General features: G+C 64.2%; 19 protein-coding genes. 10 read left to right on the forward strand and 9 right to left on the reverse strand.

Going from position 1 to position 21,461, the window contains the following annotated elements:
• Window positions 1-17 precede the first annotated feature (17 nt).
• The 4 genes from J0H39_04535 to J0H39_04550 all read right to left on the reverse strand — a co-directional run bounded on the left by J0H39_04535 (window position 18) and on the right by J0H39_04550 (window position 4,209).
• Window positions 18-968: a sugar phosphate isomerase/epimerase gene (locus J0H39_04535; protein MBN9496003.1), complete on the reverse strand. Its 951-nt coding sequence runs from the start codon at window positions 966-968 to the stop codon at window positions 18-20.
• Between the two features lie 56 nt (window positions 969-1,024).
• Entirely contained in the window at window positions 1,025-1,918 is an 894-nt protein-coding gene (locus J0H39_04540) for a carbohydrate ABC transporter permease (protein MBN9496004.1), read from the reverse strand.
• The gene (locus J0H39_04545) at window positions 1,915-2,802 is read right to left on the reverse strand and encodes a sugar ABC transporter permease (protein MBN9496005.1); all 888 of its coding nucleotides are present in this window, start codon (window positions 2,800-2,802) and stop codon (window positions 1,915-1,917) included. The genes J0H39_04540 and J0H39_04545 overlap by 4 nt, the downstream gene beginning before the upstream one ends.
• 78 nt (window positions 2,803-2,880) lie before the next feature.
• Window positions 2,881-4,209: a sugar ABC transporter substrate-binding protein gene (locus J0H39_04550; protein MBN9496006.1), complete on the reverse strand. Its 1,329-nt coding sequence runs from the start codon at window positions 4,207-4,209 to the stop codon at window positions 2,881-2,883.
• Between the two features lie 192 nt (window positions 4,210-4,401).
• On the opposite strand from J0H39_04550, the gene J0H39_04555 reads away from it, so the two are divergent.
• The 3 genes from J0H39_04555 (at window position 4,402) to J0H39_04565 (ending at window position 8,848) form a co-directional block, all read left to right on the forward strand.
• Entirely contained in the window at window positions 4,402-5,592 is a 1,191-nt protein-coding gene (locus J0H39_04555; protein MBN9496007.1) for an MFS transporter, read from the forward strand.
• The gene (locus J0H39_04560) at window positions 5,579-7,633 is read left to right on the forward strand and encodes a gluconate 2-dehydrogenase subunit 3 family protein (GenBank protein MBN9496008.1); all 2,055 of its coding nucleotides are present in this window, start codon (window positions 5,579-5,581) and stop codon (window positions 7,631-7,633) included. The genes J0H39_04555 and J0H39_04560 overlap by 14 nt, the downstream gene beginning before the upstream one ends.
• Before the next feature lie 198 nt (window positions 7,634-7,831).
• Entirely contained in the window at window positions 7,832-8,848 is a 1,017-nt protein-coding gene (locus J0H39_04565; protein ID MBN9496009.1) for an iron ABC transporter substrate-binding protein, read from the forward strand.
• 23 nt (window positions 8,849-8,871) lie between these two features.
• Here the strand turns inward: J0H39_04565 and J0H39_04570 are convergent, their stop codons facing one another.
• Complete coding sequence (locus J0H39_04570) at window positions 8,872-9,201, reverse strand: NIPSNAP family protein (GenBank protein MBN9496010.1); 330 nt, start codon at window positions 9,199-9,201, stop codon at window positions 8,872-8,874.
• 47 nt (window positions 9,202-9,248) lie between these two features.
• Here J0H39_04570 and J0H39_04575 point away from each other — a divergent pair, with 47 nt between their 5' ends.
• The 7 genes from J0H39_04575 to J0H39_04605 all read left to right on the forward strand — a co-directional run bounded on the left by J0H39_04575 (window position 9,249) and on the right by J0H39_04605 (window position 17,190).
• Window positions 9,249-10,031 carry a GntR family transcriptional regulator gene (locus tag J0H39_04575; GenBank protein MBN9496011.1) on the forward strand — a complete coding sequence of 261 codons (783 nt, stop codon included), beginning with the start codon at window positions 9,249-9,251 and terminating at the stop codon, window positions 10,029-10,031.
• A gap of 90 nt (window positions 10,032-10,121) precedes the next feature.
• On the forward strand, window positions 10,122-10,922 hold the full coding sequence (locus tag J0H39_04580; GenBank protein MBN9496012.1) for an SDR family oxidoreductase: 801 nt from the start codon (window positions 10,122-10,124) through the stop codon (window positions 10,920-10,922).
• 84 nt (window positions 10,923-11,006) lie between these two features.
• Complete coding sequence (locus J0H39_04585; GenBank protein MBN9496013.1) at window positions 11,007-13,337, forward strand: dehydrogenase; 2,331 nt, start codon at window positions 11,007-11,009, stop codon at window positions 13,335-13,337.
• 4 nt (window positions 13,338-13,341) lie between these two features.
• Window positions 13,342-14,364, forward strand: coding sequence for a C-terminal binding protein (locus J0H39_04590; GenBank protein MBN9496014.1), 1,023 nt, complete (start codon window positions 13,342-13,344; stop codon window positions 14,362-14,364).
• A gap of 18 nt (window positions 14,365-14,382) precedes the next feature.
• A complete protein-coding gene (locus tag J0H39_04595; GenBank protein ID MBN9496015.1) occupies window positions 14,383-15,405 on the forward strand; it encodes a TRAP transporter substrate-binding protein in 1,023 nt (340 codons plus the stop codon).
• A gap of 19 nt (window positions 15,406-15,424) precedes the next feature.
• Window positions 15,425-15,907 (forward strand): TRAP transporter small permease, encoded by a 483-nt coding sequence (locus J0H39_04600; protein ID MBN9496016.1) that lies wholly within the window; start codon window positions 15,425-15,427, stop codon window positions 15,905-15,907.
• On the forward strand, window positions 15,904-17,190 hold the full coding sequence (locus tag J0H39_04605) for a TRAP transporter large permease (GenBank protein MBN9496017.1): 1,287 nt from the start codon (window positions 15,904-15,906) through the stop codon (window positions 17,188-17,190). Before J0H39_04600 ends, J0H39_04605 begins: the two co-directional genes overlap by 4 nt.
• Here J0H39_04605 and J0H39_04610 read toward each other — a convergent pair.
• The 4 genes from J0H39_04610 to J0H39_04625 are packed head-to-tail and all read right to left on the reverse strand — an operon-like array spanning window position 17,187 to window position 21,377.
• Window positions 17,187-18,020, reverse strand: a complete 834-nt coding sequence (locus tag J0H39_04610; GenBank protein MBN9496018.1) for a carbohydrate ABC transporter permease — start codon at window positions 18,018-18,020, stop codon at window positions 17,187-17,189. The two genes, J0H39_04605 and J0H39_04610, sit on opposite strands and share 4 nt — an antisense overlap.
• Complete coding sequence (locus tag J0H39_04615) at window positions 18,017-18,949, reverse strand: sugar ABC transporter permease (GenBank protein MBN9496019.1); 933 nt, start codon at window positions 18,947-18,949, stop codon at window positions 18,017-18,019. Before J0H39_04615 ends, J0H39_04610 begins: the two co-directional genes overlap by 4 nt.
• On the reverse strand, window positions 18,949-20,205 hold the full coding sequence (locus tag J0H39_04620; GenBank protein MBN9496020.1) for a sugar ABC transporter substrate-binding protein: 1,257 nt from the start codon (window positions 20,203-20,205) through the stop codon (window positions 18,949-18,951). Before J0H39_04620 ends, J0H39_04615 begins: the two co-directional genes overlap by 1 nt.
• Window positions 20,206-20,243: 38 nt before the next feature.
• Entirely contained in the window at window positions 20,244-21,377 is a 1,134-nt protein-coding gene (locus J0H39_04625; protein MBN9496021.1) for a mandelate racemase/muconate lactonizing enzyme family protein, read from the reverse strand.
• Between the last annotated feature and the right edge of the window lie 84 nt (window positions 21,378-21,461).

The raw sequence follows: 21,461 nt of genomic DNA on the forward strand, positions 1-21,461 counted from the left end.
TTTGGTCCTTCTCGCGCTTACTCGACTTTGATACCGACTTCGGCGCAGATACCCTTGAGGTACTTCATCGCCAGCACCGTTTCCTCGACGAATTGATCCGTCGCGGTCGGGTTGCGGAACAGGCCGGGCGCCGTCGAGGTCGGCCCGCGCGACGTGCCGGGCACGTCTTCGAGCTCGATCGACACCACGCCGTCATAGCCGACTTCCTTGAGGGCGATGAACATTTCCTTCCAATCGATCTTGCCCATGCCCGGACGCCAATGGACGTTCGTGACGCCGTCATTGTCCGACACGTGCAAGTGCAACAGGTGCTTGCCCAGGCGATAGACCGACACGTTCGGGAAATCGCCGACCGGGAAAGTGTGGCTCGGGTCGAGGTTCACGCCGAAGGCCGGCGAGTTCACGTCCTCGATCAAGCGCAGCGCGCCGTCGGTATTGGCGAGATAGCGGAACGGGTGCGGCTCGATGGAGAGCTTCACGCCCGCCTTCTCGCACAGTTTCGAACACGCCTTCAGCGACGTCACGTAGTCCTGGTAGTTCTGGTCCCAGTTCAAGCCCTTCGGAATTTTGTTGGTGAAGGTCTGGACCAGCGGCTTCGTGGTGATGCGCGGATATTCGGCGTCGCGGAAGCCGAAGGGATAGGCGCTGACCATGTTGATGATCGGCGAGCCCAATTCGGCGCCCACTTCGACCGCGCGCGCCCAATGATCGATCGCGGCGTCGCGCTTGGCCTTGTCGGGGCTCGACAAATCGTGCGGCGTCGAGACGAATTGCGAAATCGACACGCCCTCGCCCGACAGAACCGATTTCAGGTTCTTGATCGTGTCCGGCGTGTAGTAGTCGCGCAGATAATCCTTGTTCCAGCCGATCAACTCGGTCGCCTTGAACCCGTGACGGGCGATGCGGCGAATGGCCTCGTCATAGGGCGGTTCCCACTGGAAGGGCCAGCAGCTGGCTCCGAACTTCATGATACTCTACTCCTCGTTGCGTTGGATGGGGTGGTGGGTGAATAGGGCGGCGGGAATTAACCCTTCACGGCGCCGCCCAGCAGGCCGGCGACGATGAATTTCTGCATCAGCAGGAAGAAGAACAGGATCGGCAGGGTGATGATGCCGGCTCCCGCCATGATCAGATCCCAGCGGAAGGTATATTCCTCCTGGAAGCTGGCGAGGCCGATGGGCATCGTGAACATCGTGCGCGATTGCAGGAAGACCAGCGCGAACAGGAATTCGTTCCAGCTGCGGATGAAGGCGAAGATCGTGACGGCGGCGAGGCCCGGCCCCGCCAGCGGCAGGATGATCTTGTGGAAGGTCGTCAGAATACCCGCGCCATCGACGGCGGCGGCGTCTTCGAGTTCTTCGGGAATCGTTTCGAAGAAGCCGCGCATCATCCACACCGTGAAGGGCAACGCGAAGGCGGCGTAGCAGACGATCAGCGCGATATGGGTATTCAGCAGCCCCGCCTTCTGCACCACGATGAAGAGCGGGATCACCAGCATGATCTGCGGGAACATCTGCGCGATCAGCAGCAGCATGCCGAAGGCGTAGCGGCCGCGGAACCTGATGCGCGCGATCGCGTAGGCCGCGTACATGCCCACGATCACCGACAAGGCGGTCGAGGCGACGGCGATCTTGAAGCTGTTCAGGAAATAGGTCGGGAAATTCGTGCCTTGCCACACGGCGACGTAGCTCGCGAGCGTCCAATCGATCGGCAGCAGCGTCATGTCGCGCGCGAACAATTCCGATTGCGGCTTGAACGACGACGACGCCATCCACAGGATCGGGAACAGCACCACGATCGTCAGCGCGCTCAAGAATAGATAGAGCCCGAGACGCATCAGGAATTCGCGCGAACGCCAGGCGTTCATCGCGGCTTCGGAACGCGGCGCGCCGCCGGGGTTGAGGGCGGTGTCGGTCATGTTTCTTCCCGTTGCGCGCGATAGACGAAGAGGTAGGCCACGCTCAGCACCGTCAGGCACAGCAGCATCAGCAAGCTGATCGCCGAGGCGTAGCCCAGTTCCAGGCCCCAGAAGCCCTTCTCGTAGACGAGCGTGGGCAGGATCTTGGTCGCATCGGCCGGGCCGCCGCCGGTCAGCAGATAGATGATGTCGAAATTCTGGAAGGTCCAGATCGCGGCCAGCAGCGTGATGATCACGCTGGTCGGCCGGATATAGGGGAAGGTGACGTAGACGAAACGCTGCCAGACCGTGGCGCCGTCGATCTCGGCGGATTCGTGCAATTCGCGCGGCACGCTTTGAAGTGCTGCCAGCAGCGTGATGAACATGATGGGGTAGAGTTTCCAGATCTGCACGACGATGACGGAGGCCATCGCGGCACCGGGGCTGGACAGGAACAGGATCGGCGTGTCCAGCACGCCCAGGCGCATCAGCAGGAAGTTGATGACGCCGAATTCGTCGCCATAGGCCCATTTCCACAGCAGCGCGGTGGCGACTTCCGGAATGACCCAGGGGATCAGGAACAGCGCGCGGAAGATCGTGCGGCCGGGGAATTGGCGGTTGAGCAGCAACGCGATCGACAGGCCGACGATATAGGCGCCGGCAACCGAGCCGAAAGTCCACACGATCGTGCGCCACAAGGCCGCGCCGAAAACGCCTTCGTCGAAAATCGCGCGCTTGTAATGGGTCCAGCCGACGAAGGCGTCGGGATTGGGGCGCATCATCGATTGCGCCTGGAAGCTGACGACGACGCCTTCGATGATCGGCGCGATCTTGAACGCGACGATCAGCAGCAAGGTCGGCAGAATCAGCCAGAAGGCCATCCGCTTTCGTTGCTGGACCAACATGCCCGCGTTCTCCGACGTCGTTCTGCGTGAAGTAAAACGGCGGGGCCCGGTTGCGTCCGGACCCCGCCTGTACCGATCTTAGACGAACAGTTTCGCCATCGCCGCGTGCGCGTCGAGGACGGCTTTCTCCGGCGTCTTCGCGCCGACGACGACTTCGTTCACCGGGGCGGCGAACATCTTCTCGCCGTCGATGACGCCCATTTCGGGGCGGCCGAAGCCGGGATAGGCGAAGTCCGTCGCATAGGGCACGACGTTGGTCAGCGCTTCGCGCAGCAGGCGGTTCTCCGTCACGCGCGGCGTGTTGGCGTCGCGCTTGAAGATCGGCCAATGCTGGCCGGGCGCGGCGCGGTAGAGCGGCTCCAAACGGCCCGGCTGGACGAACCAGCGCACGAAGGTCTTCGCCGCTTCCTTGCCCGGGCTGTGCTTCCACACGAACATCGGATTGTAGAAGCCCGCCGTCAGGCGGCCCGACGGACCCGCCGGCCCTTCGAGAACTTCGAGGATGCCGACCTTGTCGAACATGCTCGGATTTTCCTTCATGATCCGCGAGATCATGAGGCCCGCACCCATGCCGAACGCCGCGCGGCCTTGCACGAAGATCGTGTGCGAGTCGTCGGTGTTGTGCGACGCGATGCCCGGCGGCGTCACCTTATGCTTCGTATGGAAGTCGGTCAGGAAGGTGAGGGCGCGGACGTTGGCGTCCTTCGCCTTGGTGCCGAAGATCAGGTTGCCGTCCTTGTCCAGGATGGAGCCGCCCGCCTGGAACATGAACGCCATATAGTAGTGCTGGGCGATGTGGAAATTGCCGGCCGGGAAGGCGAGGCCGTACACGCCCTTCGACGGATCGTGCGTGGCGAGCACGGCCTTCTCGAACTCGGCCCAGGTCTTGGGCGGCTGGATGCCTTTGGCTTCGAGCAAATCCTTGCGGTAGTAGATCGCGCGGATGTCCAAATTGTAGGGCACGCCCCAATAATGGTCCTTCCACAGGAATTTCTTGTAGGCGAACTCGTTGGCGATGTCGGCGAGCAGGCCGTTGCCTTGCCATTCCTTGATGATGTCGTCCATCGGCTCCATCTGGTCCGCCGCGGCGAACTGGAGCGGATGGTAGGAATAGGCTTCGGCGATGTCGGGCATCGACTGGCCGCGGATCGCGGCCATGAATTTCGGATAGACGAGATTGCCGGACACCGGCTCGTGCGTGATCTTGATGCTGGGGTTCTCGCGCTGGAACTGCTCCAGGATTCCGCGCAGCGCCGCCGAAAGTTCCGGCGTGTTGAGGCGCACCGACCAGAAGGTCAAGTTCGCCTGGCCTTGCGCGTTCGCGCCCTTGTAGCCGAGGGCGAACAACCCGCCGAGACCGGCGATGATGGTGTCGCGCCGGCTGAGACCGCCCGATTTCATCTCCATCTGATTCCTCCCTTACATGCCGAATGGCGATCGCGCCGGTTGATCCGGGTCATCGATCCGCCGCGCATGACAATACAACCGGCCGCGTTTGTCCACCGTAAAATAGGCATGTAATCGTTTTCAGACTTTTCACGCTGGCGCCTGCGGTCGGCGCGGATTAGTGTCGCGGACTAAGGGAAGGAAACGCGCCAAGTGGAGACGACCGTATCGGGCAACCGCAGCCTCGTGACGCGGACCTGCCTGGTCTATCTGACGATTTTCGCGTGGTCGGGCCTCAACCAGCCCTATCTGCCGAGTCTGCTGGCCGAGCGGGGCTTGAGCGAGGCGCAGATCGCGATGATCGTTGGTGCACCTATGTTCGCGCGCTTGTTCGTGACGCCGATCATCGGTCGCGTCGCCGATCGCGTGGGCGATACGCGGCGGATGATCCAAGCGCTTGCGTTCGTCGGCGTGGCGCTGGCGCTGATCCTTTGGCAAGTCTCGGGCTTCCTTGCGATTCTCGTTTTCTACGTCGCCATGATGATGGCGCTGCAAAACGTGCCGCCGGTCTTTGACGCGGGTGCGGTCGATCTTGTGCGGCGCGGCATCGTGCGCAATTTCGGGCGCTTGCGGATCTTCGGTTCGGCGGGTTTCGCGGTGACGAGCCTGATCGGGGGCGTCTTGCTGGGCTGGGGCGGATCGGCTTCGGTCTATGCCGCCTTCGTCCTGTCGGTCTGCGCGATGGGTTTGGCGTCCTTCCTGCTGCCGAAGACCGATCGCAGCCATTTCAGCCGCGACACCGGCCCGGAATCGGGCGCCTTACGCCGGCCCGCCGTGCTGGCGATGATGGTGGCAGCGGCGCTGGTGATGAGCAGCCACGCGATGTGGAACAGCTTCAGCGTGATCCATCTGCGCGAGCTGGGCACGCCCGAAACGATGATCGGCATGATGTGGTCGATCGCGACGATCGCCGAAATGGCGATGTTCTGGATGGGGCCGTTCGTCGCGCGGTTTCTCGGCCCCGTCGGCACGCTGGCGCTGGCGGCGGGCGGCGCGGCGTTGCGCTGGGGTCTGATGGCGCTCGACCCCGGGCCGTGGCCGACCTTGTTCCTGCAAACCCTGCATGCGGTCAGCTTCAGCTGCGTGCATCTGGGCTTGCAGGCTTTCGTCGCCGTCACGATCAGCTCGGCGCGCGGCGCTTCCGCGCAAGCGACCTATGTGACGATCAGCGGAACGATGATGGGCTTCATCACCCTCGCCTCGGGCCCGCTTTACCACGCCTATGGCGGCGGGGCGTATTTGTTCGCGGCGGCGCTGGGCATCGCGTCGCTGGCCGTGTTGTTTCTCTTCCGGCATCGCATCGCCGAAGAATTGGCGAAAGGGAGACGCCATGACGCCGCATGAGATCCGGCTATTGGCCGCCGCGATCGATCGGATCGTGCCGCGCGATAAGGATCCCGGCGCCATCGATCTCGGCACGCATGCTTATGTGCGTGCGCGTTTGGCGCGCGAGGCGGCGGCCGACGCCGCGCCGATCGCAGCGGGATTGGCCGAACTCGACGCCGCCGCGCTGAACGCCTTCGCCGATCTCGACGGGCCCGCGCGCGACGCGCTGTTGGCCGCGCGGCAAGATGCGCCGTGGTTCCGGCGCCTGTGCGAACTCGTGCGCGAAGGCTTCTACGCCGACGAAGGCAATGGCGGGAACGCGGGCAATGCGTCGTGGAAAATGGTCGGTTACGAACCGCGTTTGCCCGCCAAACCGGTGCCGCGTATTTCCTATGCCAAGCATCGCGACGAACGCCCCGACGATATTGTCTACGACGCGGTGGTGATCGGCGCGGGGGCGGGCGGCGGTGTTGCGGCCTGCGTGCTCGCCGAAGCGGGCAAGCGCGTGCTGCTGCTCGAACGCGGCGATGCTTACGACTACGACCAGTCGGGCCGCCGTGACCATCTGCGCAATCATCGCAATCAGGTCTATGGCCACAATACCGGGCCCGATCTCGACGGCAATCCGCGCGTCTTCGTCGATCCGGCGGGGGGTGCCCATATCGTCGCTCCGCACGACAAGCGATATCATTCGAACGCGGCGGGGCCGGGCAGCGGCACCGCCGTTTACGGCGCGCAAGCCTGGCGCTTCCTGCCCGACGATTTTCGCATGGCCTCGCGCTACGGCGTGCCCGCGGGATCGTCGCTCGCCGATTGGCCGTTGAGCTATGCCGATCTGGCGCCGGATTACGAACGCGCGGAATGGGAAATCGGCGTGGCGGGCAGCGATACCGGCCATCCCGCACCGCGCGAGCGCGGCTATCCGATGCCGCCGTTGCCCTGTTATCGCATCCAATCGATTTTGAAAACCGGGGCGGCGAAGCTCGGCTATTCGACCTTCAGCCCGCCGTTGCTGATCAATTCCAAGCCCTATCAGGGTCGCGCGGCGTGTATCGAATGCGGGTCGTGCGCGGGCTTTGCCTGCCCCAGCGACGGCAAAAACGGCACGCAGAACACCGCGATTCCGCGCGCGCTCGCGACCGGGCGCTGCACGTTCATCGTGCGCGCGACGGTGGAGCGGATCGAAACGGCCGCGAACGGCGAAGCGAACGCCGTCGTTTTCCGTCACGGATTCTCGGCCGAGGCACCGCGCATCCGCGTGCGGACGCGGTCGGTCGTGCTATCGGCAGGGGCGATCGAAACCGCGCGCTTGCTGCTGCTCTCGGCGGGCGGAAAACATGCGCACGGCATCGGCAACGAACACGATCAGGTCGGGCGGCATTTGCAGGGCCATATCTATCCGACCGCGATCGGGCTGTTCGACGAACCGGTCTACGATTCGCGCGGGCCCGGCGTCACCATCGCGACTTGCGACTTCAACCACGGCAATCCGGGCATCGTCGGCGGCGGCATGCTGGCCGACGATTTCATCGTCGTACCGACGATCTTCGCGCAAACGATGTTTCCGCCCGAGGCGCCGTTCTGGGGGCAGGGCGCCAAAGATTACATGCGCGACAATTACCGGCGCATCACCCAAGTGCGCGGGCCGATCCAGGAGATCCCGAATCCCGACGCACGGGTGACGCTCGACGGCGACGTGAAGGATCGCTTCGGCCTGGCGGTCGCGCGCCTGTCGGGCACGGCGCATCCCGAATCCTTCCGTACGGCCGATTACATGCTGGGCAAAGCCGTCGCGTGGATCGAAGCGGCGGGGGCGAAGAAGATCTGGACCTCGCCGCAGCCCATGCGCCTGACCGGCGGTCAGCATCAGGCGGGCACGGCGCGCATGGGCGACGATCCGCGAAATTCGGTCACCGATTCTTATGGCCGCGTATGGTCCTGCCCCAATCTGGTGGTCGCCGACGCGTCGCTGCACGTCACCAATGGCGGGTTCAACCCGGTGCTGACGATCCTGGCGCTGGCCTATCGCAACGCGACGAAATTGGCCGCGTCAATTTAATGCTGCACGGCGTAATTGTGCCGCGCGGCGCGGATGCGCCCATAGAAAATGCGGCTAACCTGCATCTCTTACGAATAAGTGTTTTTTATCAGTGAATTGATAAAAGGATCGAGAGTGATTTGCGCTTGAATCGCAAGCGAATCTAAAATTCCCCTCGTCGGCACGAAGTTGCGTGCCCCCCTGGCCGAGGCCATACATATGCAAGCGCTAAAATCCGCCTTCCGCGCTCTTGCGGCCGGCGTCCTGTTTCTCGCCGCCGGCGCGTTGCCGGCGTTCGCGCAAGCCGATAGCGGAATCGTCGTCTACAACGCGCAGCGCGACAAACCGGCCCGCGATTGGGCCGCCGGCTTCACCAAGGAAACCGGCATCAAGGTCACGATCCGCAAGGGCAGCGACATGGACATGGCCAACCAGCTGGTGCTGGAAGGCGCGCGCACGCCCGCCGACGTGTTTCTGACCGAGAATTCGCCCGCGATGCAGCTCGTCGCCGGCAAGGGCCTATTCGCCAAGATCGACGCCGCGACCAACGCGCTGATTCCCGCGCAATATCGTCCGGCCGACGGCATGTGGATCGGCGTCGCAGCGCGTTCGACCGTGTTCGTCTACGACAAGACGAAGCTGAAACCCGAAGATCTACCCAAGACGATGGCCGAACTGGCCGCGCCGAAATGGCAAGGCCGCTGGGGCGCTTCGCCTTCGGGCGCCGATTTCCAGGCGATCGTCGGCGCGTATCTTCAGTTGAAGGGCGAAGCCGCGACCGCCGCATGGCTCAAAGGCATGAAGGCGAATTTCAAACCCTATCGCGGCAACGGCAACGCGATGCGCGGTGCCAATGCCGGCGAGGTCGACGGCGCGCTGATCTACCACTATTACTACTTCGACGATCAAGCGAAGACCGGCGAGAACAGCGCCAAAATCGCTTTGCACTATTTCCGCGATCAGGATCCGGGCGCCTTCGTCAGCGTGTCCGGCGGCGGCGTGCTCGCGGCGTCTAAGCGCCAGGAACAGGCCCAGGCCTTCCTGCGCTGGATCGCGGGCAAGGGTGGGCAGGACGTGCTGCGCATGGGCGAATCCCACGTATACGCGATCGGCGTCGGCGCGGAATCCGATCCCAAGCTCGAGCCGCTCACCAAGCTGCAGCCGCCGACGGTCGATGCCTCGACCCTCGACAACAATAAGGTCACCGATCTGATGACCGCGGCGGGCTTGCTTTAAGCCCGCGACCGGGGCCGCGCGGCTTACTTGACCGACGAATAGGCCGTCGGCTGCAGGATCGAGGATTCGACGCGCTCCAGAATCGGGCCGTCTTGTTCGCTGGCGGCGCGCGCGGCCATCCAATCGGGATCGGCCATGAAGGCGGCCCATTTCGTCTCGCGCTCGGCCATGCTTTCCCAGGCGATGAAATAGGTGAGCTTGGCGTTGCAGTTCGTGCCGATGTAATCGGTGAAGAAGCCGGCCTGCTTGATGCCGTACTTGTCCCACAATTTCAGCGTCGCGTCGGCGAAACGCTTGTTGAGGGCGGGCAGGCGGCCGGGCAGGCAATAGTAAACGCGCATTTCGTAGTACATCGTCGCGATTCCTCCGGACGTTGAGGGGCGGAAGCCTCGCCGCGCGCATGCCCTTCCGTCAAGCGATGCTTCGCGTTACCAATTGCGCCATCATGGCGACCAATGAACAAGGCGGACAGCCGCCGCTCTATCAACGTCTGCTCGACTCGCTGCGCGACAAGATCCGGCGCGGCGAATGGCCGATCGGCGGCCATTTGCCGACCGAAGCCGAATTGTCCGAGCAATATAATGTGAGCCGCATCACCGTGCGCCATGCGCTGGCATTGCTGGAACAGGACGGCGTCATCCGCAAGGCGCGCGCGCGCCGGACGGAGATCGTCGCGACCGGCCCGGTCAAGCGCCTGGGCTATCCGATGGAATCGCTGGGCGACGTCGTCGCGATGGTGGCGGGCGCCACGCTGACGGTCGAAAGCTACGCGCGCGAGCGCCGGCCCGAAGCCGCCGAGTTGTTCGGCGAGAAGCCCGATGCGCGGCTGCATTGCTTGCGCTCGGTCCTGAAGCGCGACGGGCGGCCTTACGCGCGCTCGACGATCTATTTCGCGCCGGCGATCGGCACGAAAATGCGCAAAGTGGATTTCGACGACACGGTCGTGTTCCGATCCCTCATGCGCAAGACCGGAATCGAGATCGGCGACGTGTCGCATACGGTTTGGGCCGATGGGGCGAACGAGTCGGACGTGCTGCGCCTTGGGTGCATTGCGGGAGAACCGCTGCTCGTCACGCTTTTGCTGTATCGCGATGCCGCCGGCGTGCCGATCGAGGCCGCGTACACCCGTGCGCTCGCCGCCGATGCGCGCCTGACCTACACGTTTTCGCGCCGGACCGCTTGACAGATCGGCGGCCGTGAGTTGTCATAACAACCGGGAGAGCCGCCGCGCGAGGGGCGGAACGTGAAACGCTAGCGCTTCGGAGAAAGCGCAATGAAGCTGGATCTGAACGGGCGCAATGCGCTCGTGACCGGGGCCGCGCAAGGGATCGGCCGCGCCATTGCGGATGGTTTGGCCGCGAATGGCGCGCGCGTCATTTACACCGATCGCGACGTCGCGGGTGCGCAAGCGGCGGCGGTTGCCGCGACCAAGCACCCGCAAGGACATCTGGCCTTCACGCTCGACGTCGCCAACCGCCAATCGATCGCCGATACCGCGAAAGCCGCCCTCGATGCGACCGGCGGCGCCATCGATATTCTGATCAACAACGCCGGGATCGGCGTCAAAGCCGCCGACCGCAAACCCGCCGATCAATTCCCGATCGCCGCGTGGGACGAGATGATCGCGATCGATCTGACCGGCGTGTTCCTGATGACGCAGGCGATCGCACCCGCCATGCGCGCGCGCAAATTCGGGCGCATCGTCAATATCGCGTCGGTATTGGGTCTCGTACCCATGCGTCTGCAATCGTCCTATGTCGCGGCGAAAGCGGGTGTGGTGAACCTCACGCGTTCGACGGCGCTGGAACTCGCCGCCGACGGCATTCTCGTCAACGGTATTGCGCCCGGTTCGACCGCGACGGCGGGTTGGCGTTCGTGGATTCACAACGCGACCAGCGCCGAACTCGATCTGCACGCAAGGCTGCTGTCGCATATTCCGCTCGCCCGCCCGGCCGAACCCGAGGAGATCGCGCGCGGCGCATTGTTCCTCGCCGATCCGGGCAACACCTACATCACCGGCCATATCCTCGCCATCGACGGCGGTTGGACGGCCGGCTTCGCACGGGATTTCTGATCGATGACGCCCCCCGCCGGCACGGCCCTCGCCACGAAGCTGCCCAACCAGCAGCCATTGCCCGATGGGCTCGACGCCGAAGCGATGGTCGAGCTCTACAAGCAGATGGTGCTGCTGCGGAAATTCGAGCTTGCGGCGCAGGTCGCGTGCCGGGCCGGTGAAACGCCGGGCTTCCTGCATCTTTATATCGGCGAGGAAGCGACCGCCGTCGGCATCTGCGCGCATCTTCAGTCCAGTGACTGGATCACGTCCACCCATCGCGGTCATGGTCATGCGCTCGCCAAGGGCATGGATCCGAAAATCCTGATGGCCGAGTTGTACGGCAAGCGCGATGGCTGCTGCGGCGGGCGCGGCGGCACGATGCATCTCTACGATCCGTCTGTCGGCTTGTTCGGCACGAACGGTTTGGTCGGCGGCGGCTTGCCCTCGGCGGTGGGGGCCGCGTTCAGCGCCAAATATCGCAAGTCGCGCGGCGTGTCGGTCGCGTTCTTCGGCGACGGCGCCACGAACCATGCGGCGTTCCATGAATCGCTGAACCTCGCCGGCGTGTTCGACGCCCCCGTCGTGTTCGTGTGCGAGAACAATCTCTACGCCACGGCGACGGCGCTGAAGAACGTGACGCGCAATCCCGAAATCGCGACGCGCGCCGCCGCTTACGGCATTCCCGGCGTGGCGGTCGACGGCAACGATGTGGTCGCGATGTGGCAGGCGGCGAACGAAGCGATCGCCAAGGCCCGCGCGGGCGGCGGGCCCACGCTGATCGAAGCCAAGACCTATCGCACCGTCGGCCATCACGAAGGCGACCCACTGACCGGCACCTACCGCACGCAGGAGGAAGTCGATCATTGGAAGAAGAAGGATCCGGTCGACACGTTCCGCCGCCGCTTGATCGAAGATTTCGCGATCGTCACCGGCCGCACGCTCGACCAGATCGATGAGCAGATCGACAAGGATGTCGCCGCCGCGATCGAGTTCGCGCGCAATTCCGCCGAGCCCGATCCGGCGCTCGTGCATCTGCATGTCTTCGCCGAGCCGCTGAATCCCGGCGTGGCCCGCGCCGCCGCCGGAAAGCCGCTCGCGGAGGAAGTCGAGACGAGCTGGCTCGACGCCGTGCGCGACGGCATCGCCGAAGAAATGCGCCGCAACCGCAACATCGTCTATTTCGGCGAAGGGACGGGCGAGCGCGGCGGCACCTTCGCGCACACCAAAAATCTCTATCAGGAATTCGGCGCCGCGCGGATGGTCGATACGCCGATCTCCGAACTCGGCTTCACCGGTGCGGCGTTGGGTTCGTCCGCCACGGGCGTGCGCGCCATCGCGGACCTCATGTTCGCCGATTTCATGTTCGAAGCGGCGGGGCAGATCGCGTTGCAGGCCGCCAAGCTGCGCTACATGTCCAACGGCATGATGGAAGCGCCGATGGTGGTGCGCGTGGGCTCGGGCGCCGTGCGCTCGGCCGGTCCGCATCATAGCGGCACATATCATCCCGCCTGGGCGCATATTCCGGGCTTGGTCGTTTGCCTGCCCGCGACACCGGCCGACGCCAAGGGCTTGATGAAGACGGCGCTCAACGGCCGCGACCCGGTGTTGATGCTGGAAACCAAGGCGCTGTTCGCGACCAAGGGCCCGGTGCCCAAGGGCGATCATTACGTGCCCTTCGGCCTTGCGCGCATCGCGCGGACGGGCACGGACATCACCATCGCCAGCGCGGGGCAGCTTGTGCATCGTGCATTGGAAGCCGCCGAGATTTTGGCAAGCGAGGGCGTGTCGGTCGAAGTGATCGATCTGCGCACGATCCAGCCGCTCGACGTCGATACGGTGGCCGCAAGCGTGCGCAAGACGCATCGCCTGCTGGTCGTCGACGAAGGCTACGCGATGTTCGGCGTGGGGGCGGAACTCGCGCAATCGATCAACGAACTCGCTTTCGACGAGTTGGATGGCCCGGTCGCGCGTTTGCACACCGATCCGGTGCCGCACCCGTTTGCGCCCGTGCTGGAACGCGCGATGCTGGTGAACACCGATGCGATCGCAAATGCCGTGCGCCGCACGATCGCCGGGCACGCCGATCCGATCCGCCGTTTGGGCCGCGAAGCGAACACGATGGCTGCACCCGTCGCGGCACCGGTGAAGCCGGTCGCCGTCGCCAAGGCAGCACAAGTGCAAGAAGTGACGGTCGATGGCGAGCCGGTGAAGATGCCGTTCGGCGATTTGACCGTCAGCGAAGGCAAGCTGATCCGCTGGGTCGCGGCCGAAGGGGCGAAGGTGGAGCAGGGCGCCCTCGTTGCCGAAGTCGAAACCGACAAGGCGGTCGTCGAGATCGAAGCACCCGCCGCCGGCATCGTCGGCAAGCACCTCTTCCCCGAAGGCACCGTCGTGAAGATGGGCGCCACGCTAACCTCGATCCGGAGCAAGTGACGCGATGCTGGTCGTCCTCAGCCAATTTCCCCACGGCGTGCCGGATCTGGAGAAGCGCACGGCGCAAGGCCGCTGCGAGCTTTATATCCAGACCCGCGAGGAGGCGGAGACGAAGCCGATCCCGGCCGCGATCCGCGCCAAGGCCGATGCGATCGTCCATTACCCCGCGGGTACGACGATCGAAGGCAAGACTTCCGATTGGCCGAACGTGCGCGCGGTGCTGCGCTCGGGCGTGGGCTACGACATGATCGATGTCGCGGCGTGGACCAAGCGCAATGTCGCCGTCTTCAACGTGCCCGATTACGGCACGTCGGAAGTCGCCGATCACGCGATCGCGCTGATGCTGGCGCTGACGCGCGGCACGTCGAGCTATCACGACCTGATTCGCGCCAACCCGACGGCGAATTGGCACCATTTGAAAGCGCCGGTCGTGCGCCGCCTGCGCGGCTGCACCTTCGGCGTCGTCGGCTTGGGGCGTATCGGCTTGGCGGCGGCGCTGCGCGCGCGCGCCTTCGGCATGGATATCGCCTTCTGCGATCCGTTCCAGCCCGCCGGCTACGAAATCGCGGTGGGTGCCAAGCGCGTCAAAACGCCCGCCGAACTCGCGGCGATTTCCGACGTGTTGTCGATCCATGCGCCCTCGGCGCCCGAAACCGCCGGATTGATCGGCAAGGACGTTTTCGCCAAGGCCAAGAAGGGCCTGGTGCTGATCAACACCGCGCGCGGCGCCATCGTCGATCTCGAAGCGCTTTACGACGCGCTCAAATCCAAGCGCGTCGCCGCCGCCGGTCTCGACGTGCTGCCGGAGGAACCGGCCAATCCGAACAACCGCCTCGTGCGCGCGTTTCTGGCGCGCGAGGCTTGGCTCGAAGGGCGCTTGACCCTAAGCCCGCACGCCGCCTTCTACAGCCCCGCTTCGCTGGTCGACATGCGCGTGAGTTCGCTCACCAACGTGCTCGCCCATCTCGAAACGGGCTCGCTCGCCGCCTGCGTCAACGCGGCGCAACTGAAAACGAAAAGCAAATAACCCCGAGGGAGGAAAGCCGTGAAACTCAAAGTCCTGGCACTTGCCGCTTTCGCCGCGGTCGGCCTCTCGGCCGCCGCCGCAGACGCCCAGCAAAAGACGACGCTCCGCTTTTCGATCGGCGCACCCGATTCGATGGGCGGCGAAATCCTGGGCATGAAGGCGCTCAAGGAATACGTCGAGTTCCGCAGCAGCGGGCAGCTCGAGATCCGTCTGTTCTTCAACACGCTGGGCGGCTCGTTGCAGCTGACCGAGCAGGTGAAGAACGGCACGCTGGAAATGGCGCTGACCGACGATTCGGTGCTCGGCTCCTTCCATAAGCCGATGCAAGCCTTCCAGATCCCGTATCTGTTCCCGTCCTCGCCGGTCGCGTGGGAATTCATGACCAGCCCGTTCATGAAGGAAATGACCGAGGATATGCGCAAGGCGACGGGTATCCGCACGCTGGCGCTTTCGGAGAACGGGTTCCGCAACCTGACCAACAACGTGCGCGAAATCAAAGGCCCGGACGATCTGAAGGGCCTGAAGATGCGCACGATGCAAAGCCAGGTCTACGTGAACTTCATGCGCTCGATGGGCGCATCGGCCACGCCGATCGCGTGGCCCGAACTGGTGCCGGCGCTCAAGCAGAACGTCGTCGACGGTCAGGAAAACGCCGCCGCGACGATCTGGGACGGCAAGCTGTTCGAAGTGCAGAAGTTCATGAGCGTGAACGAGCATATCTTCGGCATGCATCTGATCATCATCAACGACCGCGTGTTCAACGGCCTGTCGGCGGACCACAAGCAGATCCTGATGGACGGTGCGCGCATGCACGCCGAAGTCGCCAACTCGCGCAAGGCGATGGACTCGCTGCAGGCGATCGACAAGATCCGCCAGCAGGGCACCAAGGTCTACGTGAACACGCCGACCGAGAAGGAAGCGTTCCGCAAGGCGTCGCAAGGTGCGGTGATCGAGTTCATCGCCTCGCAGGCCGGCAAGGACGTCGTCGACAAGCTGCTCGTGGCGGTCGAAGACTCCAAGCGCCGCGTCTACGGTCAGTAACGTATAGGGCGCGGAAAACATGAACGCGATCCGCGCATTCGCGAAAGGCCTGTCGGCGGCGTGCGATCACGCCGCCGGCTGGCTGCTCGCGATTCTCGTCGTGCTCAACGGCGTCAGCGTCTATATGCGCTACGTCGCGGTCGACTCGATCTCGTGGAGCGAGGAGGCGATCCGCTACATCGCGATCTGGATCACCTTCCTCGGCTCCGTCGCCGCGAGCTGGGCGGACGAGCATCTCGACATGAACCTGTTCGGCGAGGTCGAGAACGCCACGTTTCAGGCCTGGCATAAATCGCTGCTGCACTTGCTGAACGTCGTCTTCTGCGTCGTGCTGACCTGGCAGGGCCTGATCTATTGCCAGCTCAACGGCGCGCAAACCGCACCCACGACCGGCCTGCCGATGATCTGGATCTATTCCTCGATCGCGTTCGGCGGGGCGGCGCTCACCTTCATCCATCTCGTCAAGGCGGCGGATTCCCTGCTGTCGAGGCCGCGCGCGTGACCACGATTCTCATCCTTCTGACCGCGACCTTGTTCGTCGGCATGCCGGTCGCCTTCGCGTTCGGCCTCTCCTCGATCTTCGCGTTGATGTACGACGGCTACGGGCTGCTCAACGTCGCCTCGCGCATGTTCGCCGGGCTCGACAGTTTCGTCCTGCTCGCGGCCCCGTTCTATATCCTGGCCGGCGAGATCATGAATCGCGGCGGCATCTCGGAACGATTGATCGAGCTGTCGCGCATTCTGGTCGGCCGTATCAAGGGCGGGACCGCCTACGCCGCGATCGTCGCGGCGGTGATGTTCTCCGGCATTTCGGGCACGGCGGTCGCGGATATCGCCGCACTCGGGCAGATCTTCATCAACGCGATGCCCAAGGAAGGCTATTCGAAGGCCTTCGCGGCGGCGCTGATCACGGCGGCGTCGGTGATCGGGCCGATCATTCCGCCGTCGGTCATCATGGTGCTTTACGCCGCCGTTTCCGACATTTCGGTGCTGAACCTGTTCCTCGCCGGCATCGTGCCGGGCCTGCTGCTGGGCTTGGCCTGCGGTGGCGTCGTGTTCTGGAAGGGCATCAAAGGCGAATTGCCCGTGTCGCAGATCGACGTGCCGCGCGAACATTACGGCCGCGTCGCCCGCGAAGGCACGATCGTGCTGAGCCTGCCCGCCTTCATCGTGTTTGGCACCACGTCGGGCGTGTTCACCGCGACGGAAGCGGGCGGCATCGCGGTGATCTACGCGATCATCCTGTCGACTTTCGTGTTCCGCTCGCTGGATCGCAAAGGCGCGATGCTGGCGTTGCGCAACGCCGCGCGCTTGACCGCGTCGCTGTTCCTGTTGATCGCGACGGTGGAAATCGTCAACTACGTGCTGATCATGGCCGGGATCGGCGAATGGACGGCGGGCCTCGCCACAGCTTTCGCCGGCAATCCGCAGCTTTTCATGATCGTCTGCGTTCTGGTGTTCCTGCTGATCGGCTTGGCGCTGGATGCAGGCCCCGCGTTGCTGCTGCTCGCGCCGTTCCTGCTGCCGGTCACGCGCCAGATGGGCATCGACGACATCCATTTCTCGATGGTGATGATCGTCTGCTGCACGCTGGGGCTGATCTCGCCGCCCGTGGGCATCTGCCTGTTCGTCGCGTGCAAGATCGGGAACCTGACCCTGCGCCAGCTGTGGCACGAATTGCGCTGGTTCTTCTACGCGCAGATCGGCGCCATCATTGTGATGGTCTATTTCCCGATCCTGTCGACCGGCCTGCCGCGACTGGTCCGCGGCTACGGGGGCGGCTAGCCCTTAACCGCCCCGGCCGTCAGCGCGTTGACGAGGTGGCGTTCGAGGAACGCGAACATCACCATCACCGGAACGGCGGCGATCATCGCGGCGGCCATCAGTTCGTTCCATTGGACCCGGTATTCGCCGACCATGTTGGCGATGCCGACCGACAGTACGAACATCGACGGATCGGTCGTCAGCACCAGCGCCCAGACATAGGCGTTCCACGAGATCAGGAACGTGAACAGCGCGACCGCGACCAGACCGGGCCGCGCCAGCGGCAAAATCACGCGCCAGAGCGTGGTGATGCGCGAAGCGCCATCGACGATCGCGGCCTCGTCGATTTCCAGCGGGATCGAGCGGAAGAAGCCGATCAGCATCCACACGCTGAACGGCAGCGCGAACGAGCTATAGGCCAGGATCAGCGACAGATGGCTGTTGATCAGCCCCAATTCCGACATCAGGCGGAAATAGGGAATGATCAGCAGCGTCTCGGGCAGCATTTTCGTGAACAGCAGGAACACGATCAACGCGCCCGCCCCCTTGATGTGGAAGCGCGTGAAGCCGTAGGCCGCAAAGGTCGCCAGCGCCACCGACAGCAGCGTCGATCCCAGCGATACGATCAGCGAATTGAGGAAGTAGCGCGCGAAGGGACGTTCGACCAGCAGCGTGCGGAACGCCTCGAGGCTCCAATTCGCCGAATAGAAGGCCGGCGGCGACAGGAACACTTCGCTTTGCGGCTTCAACGCGGTGTTGAGCATCCAATAGAACGGGAAGACCGTCACCACGGCCGCGATCAGGATCGCGATCCACAGACCCGCTTGGCCCAAGGGGGAGGTGCGGTTCATCGGCGGTCGTCCTCTTGGCCCACGCGGGTGATGCGCAGATACATCGCGGCGAAGATCAGCACCATCAGCAGCAGCAACACGCCGATCGCCGCCGCCTCGCCGAAGCGATTGGCGCGGAACGCGGTGTTGTAGAGCAAGGCGGGCAGCACTTCGGTCGCCCCCGCCGGGCCGCCGCCGGTCATGATGCCGATAATGTCGTAGTGGCGGACGACATTGATGATGTCGAGCGTCGAGGCGACGACCAGCAGATATTTGAGGTTCGGCAGCGTGATGAAACGGAATTTCTGCCAGGTCGTGGCGCCGTCGATCTCGGCGGCTTCGTATTGCTCGGCCGGGATCGTCTGTAGGCCCGCCAATGTCAGCAGCATGATGAAGGGCACGCCGCGCCAGATCTCGACCGTCGTCACGGCCGCGAAGGCGGTGCCCGGCGTGCCGAGCCAGGCGACGGGGGCGGAAATGAGTCCGGCCGATTGCAGAATGTAGTTGATCACGCCGAATTGCGGTTCGAGCAGCCACAGCCAAATCGTGGCACCGACGGCCGCCGCGACCATCCAGGGTGTCAGGAACAGCACGCGCAACGCGGTGCGCGCGAAGGTGATCTTGTTGAGGGCCAGCGCCAGCAGCAGGCCGAGCACCACATGGGCGACGACCGAAATCGACACGAAGCCGAGCGAAACGCGCAGCGAATGCCAGAACGCCTCGTCCTCCAGTACGCGGACGTAATTCGCGAAGCCGACGAAGGTTGAATTCAAACCACGGATACGCTGGAAGCTGGTCCAGAAGGCGTGGAACAGCGGCAGCACGATGACCGCCGCCAGGAACAGCAGCGTGGGCGCCAGGAACAGATAGCCGTGCCAGCGTTCGCGCGCGAGACCCCGCCCGGTCCAAGCCCGGGCGGGGATGTTCGTCGTGGTGGTCGTGTTCGACATTACTGACGCAGCTTGCGCGTCACGCGAACGTCGAGATCGCGGAAGATCTCGTCGGTGCGCGCGGGCTCCAGCAGCGCCTTCTGCACCGCGTCGACGATATCGTTGACGGCGATGTCGGCCCAGGCCGGATGCGGCAGCGGGTAGGAGCGCGCATTGGCGCCGATGCGCACGAACTCCGCCAGCATCGGATCGGCCTTCAACTCGGGCTCGTTTACCAGATCGCGGCGCAGCGGCATCCAGTTCGCCTTCACGGCGCGCTGGATCGCCCATTTCTTATCCATGTCGAACTTGATGAAGCGCCACGCCTGTTCGGGATAGCGGCAGCTTTGCGAGATCGAATGCGCCGACACGCTGGCGAGCGTGGGCGCGTTGGGGATATTCGCGGGCATCGGGGCCACGAACATCTTGCCTTCGATCGCGGGGTTGTCGCCGATCACTTTGGCGATCGACCAATAGGCGTTGCGCATCGTGGCGATCTTGCCTTGCGCGAACAGCACGGTCTGTTCGAGGTAGTTGGTCGTCGTGGGGGCGGGCGACGCCACACCTTCCTTGGTGAACAGGCCCAGATAGAACTTGATCGCTTCCAGCGATTTCGGGTTCTTGGCGAAGGTCGCCTCGGTCATGTCGGCGTTGAACGCTTCGCCGCCATTGCCCCAAATCCAGGTCAGCAACACGCGCGTCGTCGTGTCGGTCTTGCCGCCCAGAATGCTGGTCGCCCAGCGATCCGGCCCGGTCAGCGCCTTCGCCCAGCGCAGATATTCGTCCCAGGTCTTGGGCGGGTTCTTGGGATCGAGCCCGGCCTTCTCGACCAGTTCGCGGTTATAGACTTCGGCGTAGGTGCCGCCCCAATTCGGCAGGCCGTAGAGCTTGCCTTCCCACTTCGCGGCCGACAGCATTTCCGGCGCCCAGGCGTCGCGGAACGAGGCGGGCTCCTTCGCCCACAAATCGTCCATCGGGCGCAGATAGCCTTCGGCGGCGGCGGTCGTGAGGTCGACGGCGACGACGCAGGGCGCTTGGCGCGCCTGGGCCGAGGCGACGAATTTCGTCCAATGGTCGCGGCGCGCGACCAGGATCGGTTCGACCTTCACGTCCGGATTCGCGGCTTCGAACTCGGCGATCGTCTGTTTCCAGATCGGCTCGTATTGCGATTCGGTCAGGTTCGGCGTCTGCCATTGGATGGTGACGCGGTTCTGGGCGGCGGCGGGGCCGGCCAGTGCGATCACCGCGACGGCGGCGAGCAGGGCATTACGCGACATGGGGTTCCTCCTTTTATGAGTTGTTTGGTTATTGTCGTTCAGGACCACAGCGCGCCGCCGCGCTCGACGCGCGACTGCGGCTGGTAGGGCTTGGACTTCATGATTTCGAGATCGGGCTCGATGCCCCAGCCGGGGCCTTGCGGCAGGATGAAATGGCCCTTCTCGAACTTCACCGCCGGGGCGGCCGAGCGATCGCGGAATTCGCGCTGCGGCTCCATCTGCTCCAGGATGTAGAAGTTCGGGATCGCGGCGGCCAAATGCATCGACGCCACCGTGCAGATCGGCCCGCCGGGATTATGCGGGGCGACGGGAATGTAATAGGTGTCGGCGAAGCTCGCGATGCGGCGCACTTCGGTGATGCCGCCCGCATGCATCAGATCGGGCTGGATGATCTTGACGCCGCCGCCTTCGATCAATTCGCGATATTCGTAGCGCGACAGAAGCCGTTCGCCCGTCGCGATGGGCGTCGAGATTTCGCGCTGCAAGCGCACCATCACCGCCGCGTTCTCGAAGGGCACGGGTTCTTCGAACCAGCCCGGCCGATAGGGTGCGAAGGCGCGATCGAGCATCACGGCCGTGCGGGGGCTGAGCGACTCGCTGCATTCGATGAAGATGTCGACGTCGGGGCCGGCCCCTTCGCGCGCGGCGGCCATCACCTCCGTCGCGCGGCGGATGGCGCCGCTTTCGTCGGCCTTCAGCGCCTCATGCGTCAGCGGCGAGAATTTGAACCCGGTGAAGCCGCGGCGCACGGCTTCTTTGGCGCCGGCATGGGCTTCGTCGGGCGTCATTTTCGCGTTCAGCCAGTGGCTGGCATAGACGCGCAACGAATTGCGATGCGCGCCGCCCAGCAGGCGATGCACGGGCACGCCCAGGCGCTTGCCTTCGAGATCCCACAAGGCGAGATCGATACCCGCCAGCGCCGTGCTGAACACGGCACCCGCGCGCCAACGCCAGGCGTTGTAAAGACGGTGCCAGTGGCGCTCGGGGCCGGCGGGGTCCTGACCGATCAGATGCGGCGCGAATTCGCGGATCGCGGACTCGACCGAGTCCAGCGCGCCATGCAGCGAGGCTTCGCCCCAGCCGACCAGACCTTCGTCCGTTTCGATCCGGACGAACATCCAATTGCACCAATCCACCCAATGCTTATGGGTCTCGATCTTCGTGATTTTCATAGGCGTTGGGCCGTTTCTCCCGAATTCCGGCGCTCGCGACCGTCTTTGGCCTTCGATTGAACCGGTTCAATCATGTTATACTCC

The organism is Alphaproteobacteria bacterium, assembly GCA_017308135.1.
Lineage (GTDB): Bacteria > Pseudomonadota > Alphaproteobacteria > CACIAM-22H2 > CACIAM-22H2 > Tagaea.

Excerpts from the sequence above, each read along its gene's own strand:
- J0H39_04535 (MBN9496003.1), bottom strand. The coding sequence starts at position 968 with ATGAAGTTCGGAGCCAGCTGCTGGCCCTTCCAGTGGGAACCGCCCTAT.
- J0H39_04540 (MBN9496004.1), bottom strand. The coding sequence starts at position 1,918 with ATGACCGACACCGCCCTCAACCCCGGCGGCGCGCCGCGTTCCGAAGCC.
- J0H39_04545 (MBN9496005.1), bottom strand. The coding sequence starts at position 2,802 with ATGTTGGTCCAGCAACGAAAGCGGATGGCCTTCTGGCTGATTCTGCCG.
- J0H39_04550 (MBN9496006.1), bottom strand. The coding sequence starts at position 4,209 with ATGGAGATGAAATCGGGCGGTCTCAGCCGGCGCGACACCATCATCGCC.
- J0H39_04560 (MBN9496008.1), top strand. The coding sequence starts at position 5,579 with ATGACGCCGCATGAGATCCGGCTATTGGCCGCCGCGATCGATCGGATC.
- J0H39_04565 (MBN9496009.1), top strand. The coding sequence starts at position 7,832 with ATGCAAGCGCTAAAATCCGCCTTCCGCGCTCTTGCGGCCGGCGTCCTG.
- J0H39_04570 (MBN9496010.1), bottom strand. The coding sequence starts at position 9,201 with ATGTACTACGAAATGCGCGTTTACTATTGCCTGCCCGGCCGCCTGCCC.
- J0H39_04575 (MBN9496011.1), top strand. The coding sequence starts at position 9,249 with ATGCCCTTCCGTCAAGCGATGCTTCGCGTTACCAATTGCGCCATCATG.
- J0H39_04580 (MBN9496012.1), top strand. The coding sequence starts at position 10,122 with ATGAAGCTGGATCTGAACGGGCGCAATGCGCTCGTGACCGGGGCCGCG.
- J0H39_04585 (MBN9496013.1), top strand. The coding sequence starts at position 11,007 with ATGGTCGAGCTCTACAAGCAGATGGTGCTGCTGCGGAAATTCGAGCTT.
- J0H39_04590 (MBN9496014.1), top strand. The coding sequence starts at position 13,342 with ATGCTGGTCGTCCTCAGCCAATTTCCCCACGGCGTGCCGGATCTGGAG.
- J0H39_04600 (MBN9496016.1), top strand. The coding sequence starts at position 15,425 with ATGAACGCGATCCGCGCATTCGCGAAAGGCCTGTCGGCGGCGTGCGAT.
- J0H39_04610 (MBN9496018.1), bottom strand. The coding sequence starts at position 18,020 with ATGAACCGCACCTCCCCCTTGGGCCAAGCGGGTCTGTGGATCGCGATC.
- J0H39_04615 (MBN9496019.1), bottom strand. The coding sequence starts at position 18,949 with ATGTCGAACACGACCACCACGACGAACATCCCCGCCCGGGCTTGGACC.
- J0H39_04620 (MBN9496020.1), bottom strand. The coding sequence starts at position 20,205 with ATGTCGCGTAATGCCCTGCTCGCCGCCGTCGCGGTGATCGCACTGGCC.
- J0H39_04625 (MBN9496021.1), bottom strand. The coding sequence starts at position 21,377 with ATGAAAATCACGAAGATCGAGACCCATAAGCATTGGGTGGATTGGTGC.